Origin of the sequence: Paracoccus alkanivorans, assembly GCF_003697785.1 — a bacterium.
In the GTDB taxonomy this organism is placed as follows: Bacteria; Pseudomonadota; Alphaproteobacteria; order Rhodobacterales; family Rhodobacteraceae; genus Paracoccus; species Paracoccus alkanivorans.
The window spans coordinates 85,092-107,772 of record NZ_QOKZ01000007.1; the positions used below are offsets into that span (position 1 = coordinate 85,092).

Consider the following 22,681-nt stretch of genomic DNA (forward strand, 5'->3'; position numbering starts at 1 on the left):
CTAGATCCGATCGATCAGGTCCAGCATTTCGGGCGGTAGCTGATCTTCCCGTATGATAAAGCTGCGGCTGCGGTGACCCTCGATCGTTACGGTGATGCGATAGCTGATCCGGTCGGCACAATCACCGCACTCACGCGCGGCAAGGCGCTGCAGCTCCTTTGCGTCGAAGGCGTTGCTCAGCTCTTCCTTCACCGGCTCCGCCTGGGCCTCCACATCGATCCGCTTGTGCAGCGCGGCGGCGGCAATTCCGCTAAAGCCTCCTTCCGCGTCGATTTCGATGATCATGATTGCGTATCCGAAATAATTTTCCAGTCATGGAAATGTAGGCTCAGATGCTGATTCCGACAAGCTTCCATGCCCGGCGCAGCATCGCCGCCTCGTGACTGCCCAGACCAGCCAGTTCGGTCGCGGCCTGCAAGGTCTGGTCAGCCCATTCGGTGAAAGAGGCCATCGGATTGTTCAGCCTTTCCAGCGCGCGATACCAGACACGCCCGGGCAGTTCCCATGACTTTCCACCCAAATAGCTGCAAAACAGGTAGAAAGCGTGGTTCGGGATGCCGGAATTGATATGCACGCCGCCATTGTCCTCGGTGGTGGTGACAAAGCCATCCATATGCCAGGGCTGAGGATCCTGCCCCAGCAGATCGTCGGAATAGGCGGTGCCGGGGGCCTTCATGCTGCGCAGGGCCACGCCATTGATGCCGGGGCCGAGGATTCCTCGCCCGACCAGCCAATCGGCCTCATGTACCTGCTGACCAAGGCTTCTTTGCAGGGTCAGGCTGCCGAATACATCGGCGATGCTTTCGTTCAATGCGCCCGGCTGATTTTCATAGATCAACCCGCCGGAATACTGGATGACGCCGTGGGCCATCTCGTGCCCGATCACGGAAAGTTCCAGAAAGGTTCTGAAAACCTTGCCATCCCCGGTGCCGTAAGCCATCTGGTTACCGTCCCAGAAAGCGTTGTTGTAGTTGCGGCGATGATGGACGGTTGCGATCAGCGGCATGCCCGAGCCATCCAGCGAGTTACGGCCATATTCCTCTGCAAAGAGCGAGAAGACCTGTCCTGCACCGTCATAGGCGAGATCGGCATCCTCGATGCCGGTGGGGGCGTCGCCTTCGCTGCGCACCAGTTTGCCGGGCAGGGCGGCCTTGTATTCACCGTCATGGATGCGGCGGTCCGGGCAGCAGATTTCTCCTGTCTCGTCGAGTGCCGGGCCGGCGAATGCGTCGGGACGGATTGGCGGGGTAGGGGTCACATGCTCGGCCCGGTCGTCGCGCAGCTTTTCCGTCTGCTTCAACAGGCTGCGCGCCATGCGCGAGGTCTGTGCATCGCCGCGCAGGGCCAGCACGCGCAGCATGTGAGGCGGGACGATGCAGTTGATCGGATGATGGGCGGATGCGGACAGCGAAAAGCACATGGGAGGGCCTCCGGGCTGATATGTCGAACCAGTCTAGAACCGATCGGGCGGGGATGGAAACAGTTCGCGCAATTGCAATTTGTATTATATCCACCCACCGCGCAACGCGGAGCACGTCAGCCTGTAATTGCGGGTTATCGGCTGCACAGCCTTACACCGGGCGTATGTCGGAGGCGTGTGTTACGGAGCGATGGGGGCCTGAGGTAAGTTCTGGTTGAGCTTTCTTGTGGTATGATTAATGCGAGAGGGGTAAAGGCCTAGCCGGATATTGCGTTCCATTGAGCCTCCTTCGATTTCACCAGCATCCTACTCCGCAGGCTTGGTCACCGGAAGCGGATCATTGACCCAGGTCACGGGCAACACCAGCTTCAGCTCGGCCTCTTTCATGTCGGCGGTAAATGGCAACAGCTTCAGGCCGTCCAATGCGCCCAGAACCTGAGAGTCCGCAGTTTCGTTGCCTGAACTTTCGAGGATTTTCAGTTGGCTGATGTCACCGGTATCGGCGGCGGTGAAGCCAACAACCACATGAAATTTCCCCCAAGGGCCATTCTTTCTGACTGTTTTCGATGGTTGCGCAAAATGTGCGATATATGGTCCCTGCAGTTCATACCAACCTCGCTTGTTTCCTATCAGCAGCGTTTTGCCATCCGGTGAAATGAGGGCTTGAGCGGCTGATACTCCTGGCCAGGCGCAGGCTAAGAGGACGATAAACAAATACTTCATAACACTTTCCGTAGTCCGACTTACTATGCATCTGCCCCAACTGTGGGTACAACTGAACATATAGTGATTGGAGCCTCAAGCTATCTATCGGAGTCTCTTTGATCGCTTTTTCATCAATCGACCCTGTTTCCGCTTTCCCGGTTGAACAGATGCAGGTTCTTGCGTTCGAAACCCAGCTTCAGCGTATCGCCAAGCGGGGAGTCCGAGGGCAGTGCGATGGTGATCGCCTCGCCGCCGGTCCGTCCATGCACAAGCCGTTGTGCGCCAAGTTCCTCCACCGCGATCACCGTCATCTCGATGGGGCCATCCTCGGCGAGGATCAGGTCCTCGGGGCGGATGCCGATGGTGCCCGCATGGGCGGTGCCGGGCAGATGCGGCACGGCGCGGGCGTCGAGCAGATTCATCGCCGGACTGCCGATGAAGCTTGCCACAAAGGTCGATGCCGGGCGGCGATAGACCTCCAGCGGAGTGCCGATCTGCTCGATCCGGCCACCATTCAGCACCACGAGCCGGTCGGCCAGCGTCATCGCTTCAAGCTGGTCATGGGTGACATAGATCGAGGTCGTGCGCAGGCGTTTCTGCAGTTCCTTGATCTCCAGCCGCATGGCCACGCGCAGCTTGGCGTCAAGGTTGGACAGCGGCTCGTCGAACAGGAAGGCCGCAGGTTCGCGGGTGATGGCGCGACCCATGGCGACGCGCTGGCGCTGCCCGCCTGAAAGGGCGCGAGGCTTGCGGTCGAGGAAAGGACCGATCTGCAGGATCTCGGCCGCCTCGTTCACGCGGCGCTCTATCTCGGCTTTCGGCGTGCCGCGGTTCTTCAGCCCGTAGGCGAGGTTCTGGCGCACCGACATATGCGGGTAAAGCGCATAGTTCTGGAACACCATGGCGATGTCGCGATCGGCCGGTTCGACATTGTTGACGACGCGGTCGCCGATGCGGACCTCACCCTCGGTGATACTTTCCAGTCCGGCGACCATGCGCAGCAGCGTGGATTTGCCGCAGCCCGAGGGGCCGACCAGCACGATGAATTCGCCATCCTCGATGTCGATATTCACGCCTCCCACGGCACGGGTGCCACCGGGATAGACCTTGCCGAGATTATCAAGAGTGATCGATGCCAATTTATTTCTCCGTCTCGACAAGACCCTTGACGAACAAGCGCTGCATCCCGATCACCACAGCCACCGGTGGCAGCATCGCCAGGATGGCGGTCGCCATGACCAGATGCCATTGCGGCAGGCCGTCCACCACGTCAGCCATACGCTTGATGCCCGCGACGATGGTGTAATATTGCGCGTCGGTCGTTATGAGCAGCGGCCACAGATACTGGTTCCAGCCATAGATGAACAGGATGACGAACAGCGCTGCCATATTGGTGCGCGACAGGGGCAGCAGGATGTCGCGGAAGAATTTCATCGGGCCTGCACCGTCGATGCGGGCGGCCTCGGTCAATTCGTCGGGGATGGTCAGGAATACCTGCCGGAACAGGAAGGTTGCCGTGGCGCTTGCGATCAGCGGCAGCGACAGGCCGGCATAGGAGTTCAGCAGGCCCAGCCCGGCGACGACCTGAAAGCTGGGAACAATGCGGACCTCGACCGGTAGCATCAGGGTGATGAAGATGCACCAGAAGGCCAGACCACGGAAGGGAAAGCGGAAATAGACGATGGCGAAGGCCGACAGCATCGAGATGGCGATCTTGCCGATGGCGATGGACAGTGCCATGATGAGGCTGTTGAACATCATCCGCCCGACAGGCGGCGTGCCGCTGGTCGAAAGCCCGGTATCCAGCATATGGCTGTAATTCGCGATCAGGTTCGGGCCGGGCCACATCGGAATCGTGCCGGACATGAAATCGGTTGCGCCATGGGTCGAGGCGACGAAGGCGACCCAGACCGGCAGGGCGACGATCACCACACCGGCGATCAGCACCAGATGGGCAAGGAAAGTCAGGCCGGGGCGGTTCTCGATCATCAGTATTCGACCTTTTTCTCGACCCAACGGAACTGGATGATGGTCAGTGCGATCACGATCAGCATCAGCACCACCGATTGCGCTGCCGAACTGCCCATGTTCTGGCCGACGAAGCCGTCGAAATAGACCTTGTAGACCATGATATTGGTGGCCTGCGCCGGGCCGCCCTCGGTCGTCGAGTCGATCACCGCGAAGGTTTCGAACATGGCGTAGACGATATTCACCACCAGAAGAAAGAATGTCGTCGGAGACAGGAGCGGGAAGGTGATGTCGAAGAAGCGCCGGACGGGACCTGCGCCGTCTATGGCGGCGGCTTCGCGAAGGCTGGCGGGGATGGCCTGCAGGCCGGCGACGAAGAACAGGAAATTATAGCTGATCTGCTTCCACGCGCTGGCAATGACGACAAGGATCATCGCATCGCTTTTCGAACTGACATGGTTCCAGTCATAGCCGATCATGTCCAGCATATAGGGCATGATGCCAACGGTCGGGTTGAAGATAAACCACCACAGGATACCGGCGACCGCCGGAGCGACCGCATATGGCCAGACCAGCAGCGTGGTATAGACACGAGAGCTTTTCAGCATCCGGTCCACCGAGACGGCCAGCAGCAGCGCCACGCCCATCGACACCAGTGTGACCGAGACGGCGAAAACCGCCGTGACTTTCAGCGAGTTCAGATATTCGGCACTGTCCAGCAGCGCGGTAAAGTTCCTCAGCCCGACGAAAGTCGTGTTGATGCCGAAAGCGTCCTGGCTGAGAAAGCTTTGCTTCACGGCCTGACCCGCAGGCCAGAGAAAGAAGATGAAGGTGATGGCAAGCTGTGGCGCCAGCAAAAGCCATGGCAGCAGTTGATTGTTGAAAATCGTGCGCTTCATCGGGATTCCGGTCGGGACGTGAAACGGGAGCTGCGTTATGCCGCAGCCCCCGGGATCGGGTTACTGGCTCTGGGCTTCGAATTCTTCCAGAAGCGCGTCTCCGCGTTCCACCACCGCGTCGAGCGCACCCTGGGCATCCTTGTCGCCGGCCAGCAACTGCTCGAATTCCTCGTCGATGATGCCGCGGATCTGGACGTAATTGCCAAAGCGCAGGCCCTTGGAATTCTCGGTCGGCTCGTTCAGCGTGACCTGCTGAAGCCCGACTTCAGAGCCCGGGTTCTCTTCGTAATAGCCCTGTTCCTTGCCCAGATCATAGGCTGCCTGCGTGATCGGCAGGTAGCCCGAGAACTGGTGCCAGTCTGCCTGAACCTCGGGGCTGGAGAGATACTCGAAAAACTTCGCGGCACCCGCATATTCCTCATCCGGGCGGCCCGACAATACCCAGAGAGTCGCCCCGCCGATGATCGAGTTCTGCGGCGCACCCTCGACATCGTCGTAATAGGGCAGCATGCCGTAGCCCAGCTCGAAATCCTTGGCATTGGCGATCACACCCGCCCGGCTGGCCGAGCTGTTCATGATCATTGCGCATTCCTGGGAATAGAACAGCGGGGGCGCATTGTCGCCGCCAACGGGGCCGCCATATTTGAAGATGCCTTCATCGGCCCATTTCTTCAGATTTTCCCAGTGTTTCACCTGCACCGGACCGTTCAGGCTCAATCGTGCCGACGGGCCGCCGATACCGTTCTGCTCGGTGCCGATGGGCTGGTTGTGGAAGGCACTCAGATTCTCGGTCTGGATCCAGCTTACCCAACCGGTGGTAAAGCCGCATTTGGCCGCGCCGGATTCCATGATCTTTTTGGAGAACTCTTCCATTTCAGCCCAGGTCTTGGGCGGTGCCGCGGGGTCGAGGCCAGCCTTCTCGAACACGTCCTTGTTGTAATAGAGGATCGGGGTCGAGCTGTTGAAGGGCATGGACAACATGTTGCCGTCGGTATCGGTATAATAGCCCACGACGGCGGGGAGGAAGGCGCTCGGGTCGAATTCCGCGCCCTGTTCTTCCATCAGTTGGTAAACCGGAACAATAGCGCCCTCGGCGGCCATCATTGTGCCGGTGCCTACTTCGAAAACCTGCACAATCGCGGGCTGTTCCTTGGCGCGAAAGGCCGCGATGGCGGCGGTCATGGTTTCGGGATAGGTGCCCTTGTAGGAGGGAACGACGTTATACTCGTCCTGGCTTTCGTTGAAGCCCTTGACGATCTCTTCAAGCTTGGCCCCCAACTCGCCGCCCATGGCGTGCCACCACTGGATTTCGGTTTTGGCATGGGCAGCGGACAGCGACGCAATCAGCGCCACCGCGGATGCGGTGAAAAGTCGAGACATGTGAAATTCCTCCCCGTGGAGTTGCGGTTCGCAGCCGGACCTACTCGCCCGTTGTGACGAAGACGCAACATTATTGCGAAGGAAATGTGACAGTCTTTGATCGAATGGTCAACGGTTTTGGGTTTCCGGATGCGCGAAGTCATTCGCTTGTGTTCTCGAATGTTCTGGTTTCGGTATCCGAGAACATAAGGCGAAGGTGATGTTTCAGCGCGCCCCGGCACCGCCGAACAATCGTTTCACTCCCCCTATCAACGGCATGACGGTCGCTGACAGGACCGGGTTGATGACCCGCTCGACCACCGGGATCAGGATCAGCCCCAACACAAGCCCGAAGATGCCGTCGAAAAAGGCCGTCACCGCCCATTCGACCAGCCCGGGCGCCTGTGGCACGGCATGGGCCGCGGCCTCGGCCTGGTGATGGACCCAGTCATAAGGCGCATGCCAGCCCATCTCGCCCAGCCCGTGCAGGATGATCTGCCCGCCGACCCAGATCATCGCGGCGGTGCCGACGATGGTCAGCACCTTCATGAAACCCGGCATGAACTTGACGATCCCGCGCCCCAATGCGGCAATGGCCCCGCTGCGCCGGGTAGCCAGATGCACGCCGGCATCATCGGCCTTCACGATCAGCGCGACGAAGCCGTAAACCGCAACCGTGATGCCAACAGCGACCACTGCGAGGATCAGGGCTTTCAGCAGAAGCGAATCGTCAAAGGGGATGGTCGAAAGCGCGATGGTCATGATTTCGGCCGAAAGAATGAAATCGGTCTTGATTGCCCCCGCAACCCGCTGTTCCTCAAGCGCGGCGCCGTCGCTTTCGGGATGGGTATGCTCTTCGCTGTCATGCTCATCCCCGTGACCGAAGGCATGCGCAATCTTTTCGGCGCCCTCGAAACACAGATAGGCGCCGCCGATCATCAATAGCGGTGCGATCAGCCACGGCGCGAATGCCGACAGCAGCAACGCCACGGGCAGAAGGATCACCATCTTGTTGAAGATGGAGCCGCGGGCGATTTTCCAGACTATGGGAATCTCGCGGCTGGCATCGAAGCCATGCACGTATTTCGGCGTCACCGCAGCGTCGTCGATGACCGCGCCCGCGGCCTTGGCCCCGGCCTTGGCTGCCTGTCCCGCCACGTCGTCGATCGATGCCGCCGCGACCTTGGAAATGCTTGCCACATCGTCCAGAAGTGCAATCAGACCACTCATTTTCCCTCGATTCCATTTACTGCCGCCGGATATCATCTGTGCAAAGCAACGCGCCGGGTTCAAGCCCGGTTCGATCGGAAAGCCGGATCGCGGGGCTTCGGACAATGAACAAGGTCCCGGCCGTCATGGACGCGGTATGCCCTGACCAGCCCGTATCTAGTTCCGCCACCACAGGAACGCTGCAATGGCAGCGATGACGATCAGCCCAAGCAACATTCCCGCTGGCCCTCGCCACCACGAAGGCGATTTGGCGGGATCCTCTGTCAGCGGCGCGGCGATATGTCCCAGCCTTTCGCGGATACCCTGCCATGCACGGGCAGGGGCCATTACCGGGGTCAACCCCTCGGTCATACCTGCCAGACGCTCTTGCCAATCGCGGACGCTTTGGGCGAATGCCGGATCGTCGGATAACCGGGCCACTGCGGCTTGCGCCTCCTCGCCTTCCAGAAGGCCGAGCGCCAGTTCCGCCGCCAGGGCGTCATCCTCCTGCTGCGGGGTGAGCGGGGCTTTCTCGGTCATTGGCTGATACAATCCTTCAGCCGCAGCAGACTGCCGCGCAGCCAGTTGCGGGCGACGCTGACCGGCATGTCCACGCGTGCGGAAAGATCCGCATAGGTCAGGCCCTCGAGGTAAGCGGTGCGGACGGCACCGGCCCGATCCTCGCCAAGTTGCACAAGGCATTCGTCCAGGGATTTGTGCTTTTGCGCATGGCTTCCGGCGGCGTCGGAGCCTGTTTCGGCCGGACCGGCCGACGCGGCCTCTTCGGTAAAGGAGCTGGTCGGGCGCGAGGTGCGGGCGCGCAGGCGGTCCACGGCACGGTTACGGGTGATCGTGATCAGCCATGTCATTGGAGAAAGGCCGCTGGACGCATGGCGCCCCGCCCCCTGCCATATTCTGATATAGACCTCTTGCAGCGCCTCTTCCGCTTCGGGCCGGTCCTTCAGCACCGACAGGCATATGGCATGCAACCTGGGCGAGGTCACCTCGTAAAGCGTCGCGAAGGCGCTGCGGTCCCCGTTGGCCGTGCCTGCGATCATCTTTTCCAACTGGTTCTTGCGGGTGCCCTGCACGCGTGGCCTCGGGATTGCGTTTCTGGATTCAGCCGCGACATTATGGGCGCCATCACGGCGCGTCAACGCGCGCCTGCTTGCACAAGGCGGACGAATGCGCAATCAAGGCGCGGATGCGAGGAAAGGGCCAGACAATGTTGGACATGAACGCCAAACCCACCGAAGAGATCGATCTGCGCGAAATTTTCGGTCTGGACAGCGATATGAAGGTAAAGGGTTTTGCCGAGTCCAGCGAACGCGTGCCCGATATCGACAGCACCTACAAGTTCGACCCCGACACGACGCTCGCGATTCTGGCGGGTTTCGCCTATAACCGCCGGGTGATGATCCAGGGCTATCACGGCACCGGCAAATCGACGCATATCGAGCAGGTCGCCGCGCGCCTGAACTGGCCCTGCGTTCGGGTGAACCTCGACAGCCATGTTTCGCGGATCGACCTGATCGGCAAGGACGCGATCAAGCTGGTCGATGGCAAGCAGGTGACGGTGTTCCACGAGGGTATCCTGCCCTGGGCGCTGCGCAACCCGACCGCCATCGTTTTCGACGAATATGACGCGGGCCGCGCCGATGTGATGTTCGTGATCCAGCGTGTGCTGGAGGCCGATGGCAAGCTGACACTGCTGGACCAGAACGAGGTGATTACGCCCAATCCCTTCTTCCGGCTGTTCGCTACCTCGAACACGGTGGGTCTGGGCGACACGACCGGCCTCTATCACGGCACGCAGCAGATCAACCAGGGTCAGATGGACCGCTGGTCGCTGGTCTCGACGCTGAACTATCTGTCGCATGACGCCGAGGCCGCCATCGTTCTGGCCAAGAACCCGAACTACAACAACGAAAAGGGCCGCAAGGTGATCAGCCAGATGGTGACGCTGGCCGACCTGACCCGGACCGCCTTCATGCAGGGCGACCTGTCCACGGTGATGTCGCCGCGCACGGTGATCACTTGGGCGCAGAACGCCCGGATCTTCGACAATATCGGCTATGCTTTCCGGCTGACCTTCCTGAACAAATGCGATGAACTGGAGCGCCAGACCGTGGCCGAGTTCTATCAGCGCCTGTTCGACGAGGAACTGCCGGAAAGCGCGGCGGCGATGGCGGGGTGATCGCGTAATAAGCTTACATATTCGATGCCTTTTCGGCAGAGACCAGAGCGAGGAGACATTAAAATGAAAAGAGTGGTGGCCATTGGGAGCATCCTTGGACTTCTGGCGGCTTGTTCGTCGGGGATGACGCCAGAGCAGCGAAGCGAGCGTGCGGCCAACTTAGCGAAAAACAGTGCGATCTGGAAAACACGCAAGACTTACAATATGGAAGGCGCAACGATTGACTTGGCGGTAAGCCCTGATCGTGATTACGCGTTGATCTGGCCGGCCCCAAAAAATCAGAAGGTAACGATTGGGCAGGTTGAACGAGGCGTTACCTCGGTGACAGGTTGTAAGACCCAATTTGACGGGTTGCTGTTGATGATCGCAAAAGGAGATCGCAATGCGATCGCGCCTTTCGACAAGATGAGCAACATGCAGAATGGCTTGAGGATGGATTTGGCGTGCTAAAATCCAGACCTGCCTCACTTTATGGCCTGATCATCGGACTGGCGGTCGGTATTGCCGGTTGTTCCAGCAGTATGGGGGAACGGACAAGCGAGCTTCAGGCGATAATGGCACGTCCAACCGAATTTCCGAACTACCCGCAAAGCGACAATACCTATCTTACTTTTTCGCAGCATCACGGGTTTCAGGTGAACTATCTTGCCGCTAATGGACGTTCGTGGCTTTGGTATCCGGGGAACGATGGTGCTGTTCCCGAGCTTTGGCGGGTCGATCAAGCCCAGGATCGCGTTTGCTGGAAGCATCCCAGCAACAGCTATAATCCTGTCACTGGTCAACATGGTGGGCAAGAAAGTTGCGAGAACTTGACGCTATCACGCAAGCTTGTAATCGCCAAACTGCGAGGCGACCCTTATAATCTAGCTAGTGGTCATACACCGGCAACGCTCGATAAATGCACCGCTCCGAAAGAATTTCGCTTCGACCGGGAAAAATATCGTTGCAAATAGGTAAGATTTCATACCGCCTCAGTGACTTCCGTCGCATCTATAAACTCTAATGTCAGCATGAAAACCACCGACAATCCCGCCGATCCGTTCAAGAAGGCCCTGACCGAGGCCACCCGCACGCTGGCCGATCAGCACGAGTTGAACGTCACCTTCAGCGCCGATCCTGCCGGGGTCTCGGGTGATACGATGCGGCTGCCGCAGGTCAGCCGCCGGATGGGGCGGGATGAGGTGTTGCTGGCGCGCGGCACCGCCGACGCGCTCGCCATGCGGATGCGCCATCACGACGCCGCGACTCATGCCAAATTCGCCCCCGCCGGGCCGATGGCGCGCGAGCTTTACGAGGCGATGGAGACTGCCCGCTGCGAGGCATTGGGCGCGCGCGACATGCCCGGCGCGCTGTCGAATATCGACGCCAAGATCGGTGCGGATGCCGAGAAGAAGGGCTATGCGCAGATCAAGGCGGCCTCGGATGCGCCGCTGTCGGTGGCGGCGGGCTATATCCTGCGGCAGGCCGCAACCGGGCGGCCCTTGCCCGGGGGAGCGCAGCATGTGGCCGATCTGTGGCGGCCCTTTGTCGAACAACAGGCCGGCGATACGCTTGGCGAGGTGAACGAGGTTCTGGCCGATCAGGCCGCTTTCGCGCGCCTTGCCCGCCGGGTCATCAGCGATCTGGGCTATGGCGACCAGCTTGGCGAGGACCCGGACGAGCCCGAAGAGGACGATGCCGAGGAAAACGCCGAGCAGGACGAGGAAGCCGGCGATAATCAGTCCCGCGACCAGGATGACAGCGAGGATGCCGAGGCCTCGCCCGAACGCAGCCAGGAGCAGCAGCAGGACGAGCGGCAGGCGCAAGTCAGCATGGACGACCAGTCCGAAGACGAGTTGACTGACGAGGCCGAGATGCCCGAGGCCGAGAGCCCGCCGGATATTCCTCCGCCGGTCAGCGAGGCGTCGCCCGACTACAAGGTGTTCAGCCAGCAATGGGACGAGGAAATCCGTGCCGAGGATCTGGCCGATCCGGCGGAGCTGGAGCGGCTGCGGGCCTATCTGGACAAGCAGCTTGAGCCCCTGCGCGGCGCGGTCAGCCGCCTGGCGAACAAGCTGCAGCGGCGCTTGCAGGCGCAGCAGAACCGTTCATGGGAGTTCGACAAGGAAGAGGGCGTTCTGGATGCTGGACGTCTCGCCCGGGTCGTCGCGAATCCGACCACGCCGCTGAGCTTCAAGGTCGAGAAGGACATGGAGTTCCGCGACACGGTGGTGACGCTGCTTCTGGACAATTCCGGTTCCATGCGGGGGCGTCCGATCTCGATCGCGGCGATCTGCGCCGATGTGCTGGCGCGCACGCTCGAACGCTGCAGCGTCAAGGTCGAGATCCTCGGCTTCACCACCCGGGCATGGAAGGGCGGGCAGGCGCGCGAGGCGTGGTTGCAGGCCGGGCGGCCCGCGACGCCGGGGCGGCTGAACGATCTGCGCCATATCATCTACAAGCCCGCCGATGCGCCATGGCGGCGGGTGCGGCCCAATCTGGGGCTGATGATGAAAGAGGGGTTGCTGAAGGAAAACATCGACGGCGAGGCGCTGGAATGGGCGCATAAGCGGCTGGTCAAGCGGCCCGAGGCACGCAAGATCCTGATGGTGATCTCGGACGGCGCGCCGGTCGATGATTCGACGCTGTCGGTGAATCCGGCGAACTATCTGGAAAAGCATCTGCGCGACGTGATCGCCATGGTCGAGCGCAAGAAGCTAGTCGAACTTCTGGCCATCGGGATCGGCCACGACGTGACCCGCTATTACGAGCGTGCCGTGACGATCACCGATGCCGAGCAACTGGCGGGCGCGATTACCGAGCAATTGGCGGCGTTGTTCGACAGCGATCCGCGCAAGCGTGCCCGGGTGATGGGGATGTCGGCGCTGCGTCGTGCGTGAGATCGCGTCCCGCGATGGCTCCGTGGCAGGCTGCCGTCCTGCCTGCCCGGCAATATGGAGGGGATGATGCTGGTCGATCCGAATGCGCCGTTTTTCCGGCCGCTCTGGGTGCGGGTGCTATGCGTGGCACTGCCGCTGATCTGGGCGGGGGTCGAACTGTCGATGAACAGTTTTTTCTGGGCGATCCTGTTCGGGGCGGCGGGGGTTTACCTGGGATATGAGTTGTTCATTCGCCGGAAAGCCGACTGACCGCGCGTCCCTTCAGGTCAAAGCCGCCGCAAAGAGCCGCGAGATGTCACGCCAGTTCCGGACCCGTTGATAACGGTTTTCCCGGCGGTTCTTCGGAGCGTCGTAAAGAATGCCGCGCCCGCCCAGTTTCTCGAAGTGATGAGGGGTGTCGTCGATCAGGTAATCGACATCCACGACATGCTTGTGCCCGCAGAACACCAGCCGCAGCGGGTCGAAAAACGGCAGATGCTCACCGACCCATGCGAATTTGTGCTGAAGGCTGCCGGGATGTTCCATCGCCGCCGTAACGATGAAGATGTCATGGGCGTGATAAAGTTCGGTCAGGACCTCTATCGCATCATCCATCGGGGCGAGATGCCGAAAGATCGAACCTTCGTTCAGCATTTCTGTCATGATGGCGTTCTGTGGCGGGGTCAGCAACGTTTCGATCGGCTCGTCGGCCCGGTCGCTCAGGGAGAGGCCGAACTCCCGCCCGGCCCATTCGATCAGGCTGGCATGGGTGTTGCAGATCACATCGTCCATATCGACGCCGATCCGGTATCTTGTGCTGGTCATGGAATGGTCCTGTCAGGCTTGCAGATCAATATTGCCGCTCAACCATGCGAAACCGTTCGCGGGCAGAACAAGCCTGCCTGCCGACAATGACGCATGGGAAGGGCCGGAGAGCACGGTGTCGCCCGTGACGGTCAACTGTTCTGGACTGGCGGAAAGGTTGAATACACAGGTCAGGCTCGTGCCTTCATGAGTTCGGCGGAAGGCAAGCACCGGTTCGGGCAGATCTGGGAATTCGGTTTGCCCCCAACGCAGTGCGGGTTGCGATTTGCGGAAGGACAGGATGGCGCGATAGGCGGCCAGCACGCTGTCGTTGTCGGCCTGCTGGATTGTAACGGCCCGGCTGGCCTGTGGTGCCTTGACCGGCAGCCACGGATCGGCGGTGGTAAAGCCCGCATTCGGGGCATCCGCATCCCAGACCATCGGGGTGCGGCAGCCGTCCCGGCCCCTGACCTCGGGCCAGAAACGCAGGGCGGGCGGATCCGTGAGTTCCTCATAGACCAGTTCGGTCTCCGTCTGGCCCAGTTCCTCGCCCTGGTAGAGACAGATCGTGCCGGGGAAGGACAGCAGCATTGCCGCCGCCTGCCGGGCGAGTGCATCGGGGTTGCCTGCATGGTCCTGCCAGCGGGTGACGTGGCGGATCACGTCATGGTTCGAGAAACTCCAGCAGGAATGCCCGTCCGGGGCGCCCTTTTGCACGCCCTCGATGCAGCGGCGGAAATGCGCGGCGGTGAATTCCGGGCTGAGCATCTCGAAGCTGTAGCACATGTGCAGCCGGTCGTTTCCGGCGGTATATTCCGCCATGATGTCGATGGCGGTCTGGCCGCCATCCCCGACCTCTCCCACCATCATGCGCGCGTCGTATTCGTCGGTCAGCGCGCGCATCCGTTTCAGGAAACCGATATTCTCGGGGCGGTTCTTGGAGTGGACATGGCGCTGGAAACCATAGGTTTCCGGCCCGGTATGGTCGGGATTGGGCGGGTTGTCGCGCAGCTGGGCATCGTGGAAATAGTAGTTCACCGTGTCCAGCCGGAAACCGTCCACGCCGCGCTCCAGCCAGAAGCGCATGGTTTCCAGCAGCGTGTCCTGCACGGCCGGGTTGTGCATGTTCAGATCCGGCTGCTCGATCAGGAAATTATGCAGGTAATACTGCCTGCGGCGCGGCTCCCATTCCCATGCCGGGCCACCGAAGACCGAGGGCCAGTTGTTCGGGGGCGTGCCGTCGGGATTGGGATCGGCCCAGACATACCAGTCGGCGCGCGGGTTGTCGCGACTCTGGCGGCTTTCGGCGAACCATGGATGCTTGTCGCTGGAATGGCTGATGACTTGGTCGATAATGACTTTCAGTCCCAGTTCATGTGCCCGTGCGACCAGTGCGTCGAAATCCGCGAGCGTGCCGAAAAGCGGGTCGATATCGGTATAATCCGACACGTCATACCCCATGTCCTTCATCGGCGAAGTGAAGATCGGCGACAGCCAGATCGCATCCACGCCAAGCCCGGCGACATGGTCGAGGCGCTGCGTGATACCCTTCAGATCCCCGATCCCGTCGCCATCGCTGTCCTGAAAGCTGCGGGGGTAAATCTGGTAGATCACCGCGTCACGCCACCATTCCACCATCGACTGCTCCTGTATCCTCAATGAGATTCGGCCCGAGTAAATCATGACTGTAGCCGGGAGCGAAAGAAATTGTTAGCGTTAACTAACGCATTGCTCGAATCTTTGCGCCGGATAGAGTGGGGGCATGGAACACGTAACGAACACGGCTATGATTGGTGCGGAGGATCTTGCCCTGCTGCTCGATGCGCGGCACGACCGGCCATTCGACGTGCTGGGGCCACATGAGAGGGGCGGGCGGATCTGTGTGGCGGCTCTGGTGCCGGATGTCGCGGCGCTGGTGGCGCTGACCGACAAGGGCGAGATGCCGCTGGAACGGATTGGCGGCGATCTCTTCGCGGGGCCGGTCGGGTCCGGCGCCTATCGGCTGAAGGCGCGTTCGGGCGGCGGGATCGAATGGGAGTTCGACGATCCCTATCGCTTCGGCCCGGTGTTGGGCGAGACGGACCTGTATCTGATCGGCGAAGGCACGCATCGGCGGCTGTGGCAGGCGCTTGGCGCGCATGTGATGACGCATGAGGGCGTTCGGGGCACGCATTTCGCGGTCTGGGCGCCGAATGCCCGCCGCGTTTCGGTCGTCGGGGATTTCAACCGTTGGGACGGGCGGCGTCACCCGATGCGGCGCGCAGGCAACGGGTTGTGGGAGATCTTCCTGCCCGATGTGGCCGAGGGCGCGCTGTACAAATACGAGATCCTCGATGCCAATGATGCCTTGCAGCTCAAGGCTGATCCGGTCGGCTTCGGTTCGCAGCATCCGCCGGAGCAGGCCAGCGTGGTGCGCGATATCTCGGGCTATGGCTGGCATGACGAGGCCTGGATGAAGGACCGTGCCAAGGCGCATGACCGCCATGCGCCGATCTCGGTCTACGAGGTGCATCTGGGGTCGTGGCGCAAGCGTTGGGACGATGGCGGGCGGCCCCTGTCCTACAAGGAAATGGCGCGCGATCTTGTGGGCTATGCCAAGGATATGGGCTTCACCCATCTGGAATTGCTGCCGGTCAGCGAGTTTCCCTTTGATGGTTCATGGGGTTACCAGCCGGTGGGGCTTTACGCGCCGACGATCCGTTTCGGCCCGCCGCATGAATTCCGAGATCTGGTCGATGCGGCGCATGAGGCCGGGCTGGGCGTGCTGCTGGACTGGGTGCCGGGGCATTTCCCGACCGATGCGCATGGGCTGGCGCATTTCGACGGCACCGCGCTGTATGAGCATGCCGACCCGCGCGAGGGATTCCACCAGGACTGGAACACGCTGATCTACAATTACGGCCGCACCGAGGTTCAGAATTACCTGATCGCTAATGCGATCTACTGGCTGCGGGAATATCATATCGACGGGCTGCGCGTGGATGCGGTGGCCTCGATGCTGTATCGCGACTATTCGCGCAAGGAGGGCGAATGGATCCCCAACAAGGATGGCGGGCGCGAGAATTACGAGGCCATCGCCTTCCTGCAGAACATGAATATCGCCGCCTATGCCGAGGCCGAGGGGATCATGACCGTGGCCGAGGAAAGCACCTCTTATCCGCAGGTCTCCAGCCCCGTGGATGCCGGCGGGCTGGGTTTCGGCTATAAGTGGAACATGGGCTGGATGAACGACACGCTGCGCTACATGCAGCGTGATCCGGTGCATCGGCAGCATCATCACGACCTGATGAGCTTTGGCTTGATGTATGCCTTCTCGGAAAATTTCATCCTGCCGATCAGCCATGACGAGGTCGTGCATGGCAAGGGCAGCATGCTGGGCAAGATGCCCGGCGACGAATGGCAGAAATTCGCGAACCTGCGGGCCTATTACGGTTTCATGTGGGGGCATCCGGGCAAGAAGCTCCTGTTCATGGGCTGCGAGTTCGCCCAGCCCGAGGAATGGAACCATAATGCCGAACTGAACTGGCATGCCGCTGAACAGCCCCCGCACAAGGGCGTGCAGACACTCGTGCGTGACCTGAACTGGCTATACGCGCATACGCCCGCGCTGCACAGGCGAGACTGCGAGGCCGAGGGATTCCAGTGGATTTCGACCGATCCCGAGCAATCGACCTATGCCTGGATCAGATGGGGAGAGGAGGGGGATCCCCCCGCCATCGTGATCTGCAACTTCACTCCGGTTCCGCGTGAGAATTTCCGGATAGGCGTGCCGCGAGAGGGGTATTGGGCCGAGGCGTTGAACACTGATGCCGTGATCTATGGCGGCAGCGGCATGGGTAATCTGGGAGGGGCAGAGGCGGATGGTGGGCCGCAGGACGGGCAGCCCGCCTCGATGGCCGTGACATTGCCGCCATTGGCAGTGGTAATTTTCACCGCGTCGGAGTGATTTTTCAGGGGAGGGGATAGAAAGAATGGCCGAGACAAAAAGACTGACCCGGCGGGCGATGGCCTTCGTTCTGGCCGGGGGGCGCGGCAGCCGGTTGAAGGAACTGACCGACAGGCGCGTGAAACCCGCCGTCTATTTCGGCGGCAAGACCCGGATCATCGATTTCGCACTGTCCAACGCGATGAATTCGGGCATTCGCAAGATCGCCATCGCCACACAATACAAGGCGCATAGCCTGATCCGCCATTGCCAGCGCGGCTGGAACTTCTTCCGGGCCGAGAGGGGCGAGTTTCTGGATATCCTGCCTGCCTCTCAGCGGATGGACGAGGAAAGCTGGTATCGCGGCACGGCGGATGCGGTGACGCAGAATATCGACATCGTGGACAGCTATGGCGTCGATTACGTCGTGATCCTTGCCGGCGATCATATCTACAAGATGGATTACGAGATCATGCTGCGCGAGCATGTCGAGAATGGCGCCGATGTGACCATCGGCTGCCTGACCGTTCCCCGCAAGGAGGCGAGCGCCTTCGGGGTGATGGCGGTGGACGATACCGGCCGGATCACCTCTTTCCTCGAAAAGCCCAAGGATCCGCCGGCCATGCCCGGTGATCCCGACAAGGCGCTGGCCTCGATGGGGATTTATGTCTTCAACTGGACCTTTCTGCGTGACCTGCTGCAGCGCGATGCCGAGGATCCGGATTCCAGCCATGATTTCGGCAATGACCTGATCCCCGGGATCGTGAAGAACGGCAAGGCGATGGCCCATCGTTTCGACGAGTCCTGTGTGCGGCGCGAGGGTGCGCCCGCCTATTGGAAGGATGTCGGCACCGTGGATGCCTTCTGGCAGGCCAATATCGACCTGACCGATTTCACGCCCGAATTGAACCTGTGGGACCGCGATTGGCCGATCTGGACCTATTCCGAAAGCGTGCCCCCGGCGAAATTCATCCATGACGAAAAGGGGCGGCGCGGGCTGGCGGTTTCCTCCATGGTGTCCGGCGGTTGCATCATCTCGGGAACCGAGATCCGCAACTCGCTGCTGTTCACCGAGGTGCACACCAATTCCTATGCCTCGCTGGATCACGTGGTCGCCTTGCCCTATGTGACGGTGCATCGTCATGCGAAACTGTCCCACGCGGTAATCGACCGCGGGGTGGTGATCCCCGAGGGGCTTGTCGTGGGCGAGGATCCGCAGGAGGACGCGAAATGGTTCCGGGTCAGCGAGGGCGGCGTGACACTGATCACGCAGGACATGCTGGACAAGCGGGCGGCGGCACTGTGATCCGCGTCCTGTCGGTTGCCTCGGAATGCGCGCCGCTGGTCAAGACCGGCGGGCTGGCCGATGTGGCGGGCGCCTTGCCCGCCGCGCTGGCGGGGCACGGGGTGCAGATGCGCACGCTGCTGCCCGGCTATCCCGCCGTCATGGCGGCGCTGAAGGGCAAGACAGAGGTGGAGCGGTTCGACGATCTTTTCGGAGGGCCGGGCCGGCTGTTCGCCGGTCAGGCGGCGGGGCTCGATCTGCTGGTGATCGACGTGCCGCATCTGTTTGCCCGTGAAGGCAACCCCTATCTCGGCCCGGACGGCCGCGACTGGCCCGACAATCCCGAACGTTTCGCGGCGCTGTCATGGGTCGGCGCGCATGTCGGGGCCAAGGGGGCAGGGGACTGGCGCCCGCGGATCCTGCATGGCCATGACTGGCAGGCGGGTTTCATGACCGAATACCTGCGGCGGATGCAGGCGGACAACTTGCGCACCGTCCTGACCATCCACAATATCGCCTTCAACGGTCCCGCCGATCCATCCCGGCTGCATTCCCTGCGCCTCGATCCGGGGCGCTTTCACAGCGAGGGATTTGAATATTGGGGCGCGATCTCGGCGCTGAAGGCGGGGTTGATGGGGGCGGACCGGTTGACCACGGTGTCGCCGACCTATGCCGAGGAACTGATGACACCTGAATTCGGCCTTGGCATGGACGGGGTCATGCGCCATCGCCGCGATGCGTTGACCGGTATCCTGAACGGCATCGACGAAGCGGTCTGGAATCCCGCCAGTGACCCGGCGATCAAGACCTATCGCGATCTCAAGGGAAAGCCCGCCAACAAATCCGCCTTGCGGGCCGAAATGGGCCTGCCCGAAAGCGATGGCCCGCTCTGCGTGATCGTTTCGCGGATGACCGAGCAGAAGGGGCTGGACCTGGTGTTGCAGGCACTGCCCGCCCTGCTGGAAGGCGGTGGGCAGCTTGCCCTGCTGGGCTCGGGCGATCCCGCCCTGCAGACGGCCTTCGAACGCGCTGCAAAGAACCCGCATGTCGCGGTCAGGATCGGTTATGACGAGGCGCTCTCGCATCGCATGATCGCGGGCGGTGATGCGATCCTCGTGCCCTCGCGTTTCGAGCCCTGCGGGCTGACGCAGCTTTACGGGCTGCGCTATGGCACGCTGCCGCTGGTTGGCCTGACCGGGGGGCTGGCCGACACGGTGATCAACGCGTCTCCCGCCGCCCTGGCCCAAGGGGTGGCCACTGGTATCCAGTTCTCGCCGATCACAGCCGAGTCGCTGCGCAATGCGCTGACCCGGCTTTGCGCGCTTTACAGGGATCGCGAAACATGGTCCCGGATGCAGGCGAACGCGATGTCGCAGCCCGTTGGCTGGGATCAATCGGCCAAAGCTTATGCCGCCATGTATGCCGGGTTGATCGGCTGAGCGCCGAACGGGCCTCCCGTTGCAGCTTGGTGCCGATGCGGCTATCTCCAGGCCATGGCGGGACGCGGTTCCCGGATTGCGCCGGATTGGCCGCCGGACTTTTACAATTCGCTGATACACACCGGGAATGACTGACAGATACGCGATCACCGCAGGGCTCCCGACCCCTCTGGGCGCCACATTCGACGGCGCCGGGGTGAATTTCGCCGTCTTCTCGCAACATGCCGAGCGAGTGGTTTTGTGCCTGTTTGACGCAACGGGTCAAGAGACCCGCATCGACCTGCCCGAGCGCGAAGGGCATGTCTGGCATGGTTTTATCGCGGGACTGCGGCCCGGCCAGAGATACGGCTATCGCGTCCACGGCCCCTATACTCCGCAGGAGGGCCATCGCTTCAATCCCAACAAGTTGCTGATCGACCCCTATGCCAAGCGCCTGACCGGCAAGCCTGTGAATCATGATGCGCTTTGCGGCTACCGCGTCGGTTATGCCGATGCCGATCTCAGCTTTGACCGGCGGGACAGCGCCGCCTATATGCCGAAATCGCTGGTGGTCGATCCCGGTTTTGATTGGGGTAACGACCGGCCTCCGCAGCATCCATGGACCGAAACTGTGATCTACGAGGCGCATGTGAAGGGCCTGACCGCCGGTCGCGAGGACATCTCCGGACGCGGCACATATCTGGCGATGGCCGCTGACCCGATCCTCGATCACCTGAACGATCTGGGCGTGACCGCGATCGAGCTTTTGCCGGTGCATGCCTTCAAGGATGACCGTTTCCTGACCGAAAAAGGGCTGGTGAATTACTGGGGCTACATGTCCTACGGCTTCTTCGCGCCCGAGCCGCGCTACATGCAGGATGGCGATATTGCCGAGTTCCAGCAGATGGTTGCGCGCTTTCACCGGGCCGGGATCGAGGTGATCCTCGACGTGGTCTACAACCACACCGCCGAAGGCAACGAGCTGGGGCCGACCCTGTCCTTTCGCGGCTTCGACAACGCTGCCTATTACCGGTTGACCGACGACCGGCGCTATTATGTCAATGACGCGGGCACCGGCAACGTGCTGAACATGGACAGTCCCTTCACGCTCAGATTGGTCATGGATTCATTGCGTTACTGGGTCGAGGTGATGCATGTGGACGGTTTCCGCTTCGACCTTTGCTCGGTTCTGGGTCGGACCGGAGGAGTGTTCGACCGCGACGGCCCCTTCTTTCGTGCAGTGCGCCAGGACCCGGTGCTGAACCGGGTCAAGCTGATTGCCGAGCCATGGGATATCGGGCCGGACGGCTATCAGCTCGGCTCGTACCCGGCGCCCTTCGCGGAATGGAACGACCGTTTTCGCGACCAGATACGTGGTTACTGGAAAGGCGATGCCGGGCTGATCGGCAAGCTGGCCAAGCGCATCGCCGGATCGGCGGCGCGGTTCGATCATGACGGGCGGGCGGCGACCTCTTCGGTCAATTTCATTGCCGCGCATGATGGGTTCACGCTGATGGATACGGTCAGCTACAACCAGAAACATAACGAGGCCAATGGCGAGGATAACCGCGACGGCCACGATCACAACGTCTCGGATAATTGCGGTGTCGAGGGGCCGAGCGACGACAGCGAGGTGCTGGCCCGCCGCGCCCGCCGCCGCCGCAACCTGATGGCGACGCTGATGCTGTCGCAGGGCACACCGATGATCCTTGCGGGTGACGAGTTGGGCAATTCGCAGGGCGGCAATAACAACGCCTATTGCCAGGACAATGCAACGGGTTGGGTGGACTGGGACGGCGCCGACCGGGATTTCCTGGATTTCTGCCGTCGGGTGATCGGTTTCCGCAAGGCCCATCCGATCCTGCGGCAAAGGCGTTTCCTGCACAGCCGCCCACGCCGCGAGGACGGCTTGCCCGACCTGTTCTGGCGCCGCGCCGATGGCGAGCCGATGCGCGAGGAGGACTGGACCAATCCCGATCTGCGCCTGCTTGCGGTCGAGATGCGGATGGCCTCGGGCACGCCCCCTTACGCGGCCTTGCCCGGAGCGGTCTTCCTGGTCTTCAACGCCGGGGAGGAGGCGCTGGTGCGCCTGCCCGACATCGCGGATGGCAAGGCATGGCGGCGGCGTCTGGACAGTTCCCGCGACGACGAGACCGATGATCCTGCGGCGGAGGCCGAAACGATCGCGGCCGACAGCGTCACTGCCTTCGTCATGTGTGGGGCGGGGGAAACGGAATGACCGAACCGTATGACCGCGGCGCGCAGGCTATATGCGTTGCGTGACCACCTGCCGCCATTCGTGCGGAGCAGGGGACATGTGCTGCGGATCGCAAGAGTCCGGGTGTGCAGATCAGTATGAAAAACATACCGAGCGTTTGACAGCCAGGACTTTCCGCCCCTTCTTCTTCATGGAAATATCCAACGGGGGCGCCGGTCGGTCGCCCCCCCCCCGGTTCGAATGATCCGCCGGCGACGGGAGTGTCCCCCGGTCATAACAGGAACGCAAGCGCCACCTGTGACGCATTTGCGCGCTCTTGCCCGATAATCCCGCCCGGCGCTTTTCAAGACCTGAGAAAACTGGCAACAGGTTCCGGTCGCTGATGGCGCTATCGGCGCCGCGATGATCGACAGGTT

General features: G+C 61.5%; 21 protein-coding genes. 9 read left to right on the forward strand and 12 right to left on the reverse strand.

Going from position 1 to position 22,681, the window contains the following annotated elements:
* The 10 genes from C9E81_RS17100 to C9E81_RS17145 form a co-directional block, all read right to left on the reverse strand.
* Positions 1-285, reverse strand: a complete 285-nt coding sequence (locus C9E81_RS17100) for a protealysin inhibitor emfourin (protein ID WP_122113567.1) — start codon at positions 283-285, stop codon at positions 1-3.
* Positions 286-328: 43 nt separating this feature from the next.
* On the reverse strand, positions 329-1,420 hold the full coding sequence (locus C9E81_RS17105; RefSeq protein ID WP_122113568.1) for a M4 family metallopeptidase: 1,092 nt from the start codon (positions 1,418-1,420) through the stop codon (positions 329-331).
* A 306-nt stretch (positions 1,421-1,726) separates the two neighbouring features.
* Entirely contained in the window at positions 1,727-2,143 is a 417-nt protein-coding gene (locus C9E81_RS17110) for a TonB C-terminal domain-containing protein (protein WP_166461961.1), read from the reverse strand.
* 113 nt (positions 2,144-2,256) lie between these two features.
* Entirely contained in the window at positions 2,257-3,264 is a 1,008-nt protein-coding gene (locus tag C9E81_RS17115) for a sn-glycerol-3-phosphate import ATP-binding protein UgpC (RefSeq protein ID WP_122113570.1), read from the reverse strand.
* 1 nt (position 3,265) lies between these two features.
* Positions 3,266-4,114, reverse strand: coding sequence for a sn-glycerol-3-phosphate ABC transporter permease UgpE (gene ugpE, locus C9E81_RS17120; RefSeq protein WP_122113571.1), 849 nt, complete (start codon positions 4,112-4,114; stop codon positions 3,266-3,268).
* On the reverse strand, positions 4,114-4,992 hold the full coding sequence (ugpA, locus tag C9E81_RS17125; protein WP_122113572.1) for a sn-glycerol-3-phosphate ABC transporter permease UgpA: 879 nt from the start codon (positions 4,990-4,992) through the stop codon (positions 4,114-4,116). Before ugpA ends, ugpE begins: the two co-directional genes overlap by 1 nt.
* 60 nt (positions 4,993-5,052) lie before the next feature.
* Positions 5,053-6,372, reverse strand: a complete 1,320-nt coding sequence (gene ugpB / locus C9E81_RS17130) for a sn-glycerol-3-phosphate ABC transporter substrate-binding protein UgpB (protein WP_122113573.1) — start codon at positions 6,370-6,372, stop codon at positions 5,053-5,055.
* A gap of 204 nt (positions 6,373-6,576) precedes the next feature.
* Positions 6,577-7,581, reverse strand: a complete 1,005-nt coding sequence (locus tag C9E81_RS17135; protein ID WP_122113574.1) for a DUF808 domain-containing protein — start codon at positions 7,579-7,581, stop codon at positions 6,577-6,579.
* Positions 7,582-7,737: 156 nt separating this feature from the next.
* Positions 7,738-8,100, reverse strand: a complete 363-nt coding sequence (locus C9E81_RS17140) for a hypothetical protein (protein ID WP_122113575.1) — start codon at positions 8,098-8,100, stop codon at positions 7,738-7,740.
* Positions 8,097-8,717: a sigma-70 family RNA polymerase sigma factor gene (locus tag C9E81_RS17145; RefSeq protein ID WP_243698703.1), complete on the reverse strand. Its 621-nt coding sequence runs from the start codon at positions 8,715-8,717 to the stop codon at positions 8,097-8,099. Before C9E81_RS17145 ends, C9E81_RS17140 begins: the two co-directional genes overlap by 4 nt.
* Positions 8,718-8,785: 68 nt before the next feature.
* Here C9E81_RS17145 and cobS point away from each other — a divergent pair, with 68 nt between their 5' ends.
* The 5 genes from cobS (at position 8,786) to C9E81_RS17165 (ending at position 12,885) form a co-directional block, all read left to right on the forward strand.
* Positions 8,786-9,757, forward strand: a complete 972-nt coding sequence (cobS, locus tag C9E81_RS17150; protein ID WP_122113576.1) for a cobaltochelatase subunit CobS — start codon at positions 8,786-8,788, stop codon at positions 9,755-9,757.
* Positions 9,758-9,820: 63 nt separating this feature from the next.
* The gene (locus C9E81_RS17155; protein ID WP_122113577.1) at positions 9,821-10,207 is read left to right on the forward strand and encodes a hypothetical protein; all 387 of its coding nucleotides are present in this window, start codon (positions 9,821-9,823) and stop codon (positions 10,205-10,207) included.
* Positions 10,201-10,710, forward strand: coding sequence for a hypothetical protein (locus C9E81_RS22740; RefSeq protein WP_147457622.1), 510 nt, complete (start codon positions 10,201-10,203; stop codon positions 10,708-10,710). Before C9E81_RS17155 ends, C9E81_RS22740 begins: the two co-directional genes overlap by 7 nt.
* Before the next feature lie 57 nt (positions 10,711-10,767).
* Entirely contained in the window at positions 10,768-12,636 is a 1,869-nt protein-coding gene (gene cobT, locus C9E81_RS17160) for a cobaltochelatase subunit CobT (protein ID WP_122113578.1), read from the forward strand.
* A gap of 66 nt (positions 12,637-12,702) precedes the next feature.
* Positions 12,703-12,885 carry a hypothetical protein gene (locus C9E81_RS17165; RefSeq protein ID WP_122113660.1) on the forward strand — a complete coding sequence of 61 codons (183 nt, stop codon included), beginning with the start codon at positions 12,703-12,705 and terminating at the stop codon, positions 12,883-12,885.
* A gap of 12 nt (positions 12,886-12,897) precedes the next feature.
* Here C9E81_RS17165 and C9E81_RS17170 read toward each other — a convergent pair whose 3' ends face one another.
* Both C9E81_RS17170 and C9E81_RS17175 read right to left on the reverse strand, forming a co-directional pair.
* Positions 12,898-13,440 (reverse strand): 5' nucleotidase, NT5C type, encoded by a 543-nt coding sequence (locus tag C9E81_RS17170; protein WP_122113579.1) that lies wholly within the window; start codon positions 13,438-13,440, stop codon positions 12,898-12,900.
* A gap of 12 nt (positions 13,441-13,452) precedes the next feature.
* Positions 13,453-15,057 (reverse strand): alpha-glucosidase, encoded by a 1,605-nt coding sequence (locus C9E81_RS17175; protein ID WP_122113580.1) that lies wholly within the window; start codon positions 15,055-15,057, stop codon positions 13,453-13,455.
* A gap of 124 nt (positions 15,058-15,181) precedes the next feature.
* Between C9E81_RS17175 and glgB the strand changes: the two genes are divergently transcribed.
* The 4 genes from glgB (at position 15,182) to glgX (ending at position 22,286) form a co-directional block, all read left to right on the forward strand.
* Positions 15,182-17,365, forward strand: a complete 2,184-nt coding sequence (gene glgB / locus C9E81_RS17180) for a 1,4-alpha-glucan branching protein GlgB (protein WP_243698704.1) — start codon at positions 15,182-15,184, stop codon at positions 17,363-17,365.
* Positions 17,366-17,390: 25 nt separating this feature from the next.
* On the forward strand, positions 17,391-18,650 hold the full coding sequence (gene glgC, locus C9E81_RS17185; RefSeq protein ID WP_122113582.1) for a glucose-1-phosphate adenylyltransferase: 1,260 nt from the start codon (positions 17,391-17,393) through the stop codon (positions 18,648-18,650).
* Positions 18,647-20,068, forward strand: coding sequence for a glycogen synthase GlgA (glgA, locus tag C9E81_RS17190; protein ID WP_122113583.1), 1,422 nt, complete (start codon positions 18,647-18,649; stop codon positions 20,066-20,068). Before glgC ends, glgA begins: the two co-directional genes overlap by 4 nt.
* Positions 20,069-20,195: 127 nt before the next feature.
* A complete protein-coding gene (gene glgX / locus C9E81_RS17195; RefSeq protein WP_122113584.1) occupies positions 20,196-22,286 on the forward strand; it encodes a glycogen debranching protein GlgX in 2,091 nt (696 codons plus the stop codon).
* The last annotated feature ends 395 nt before the right edge of the window (positions 22,287-22,681 follow it).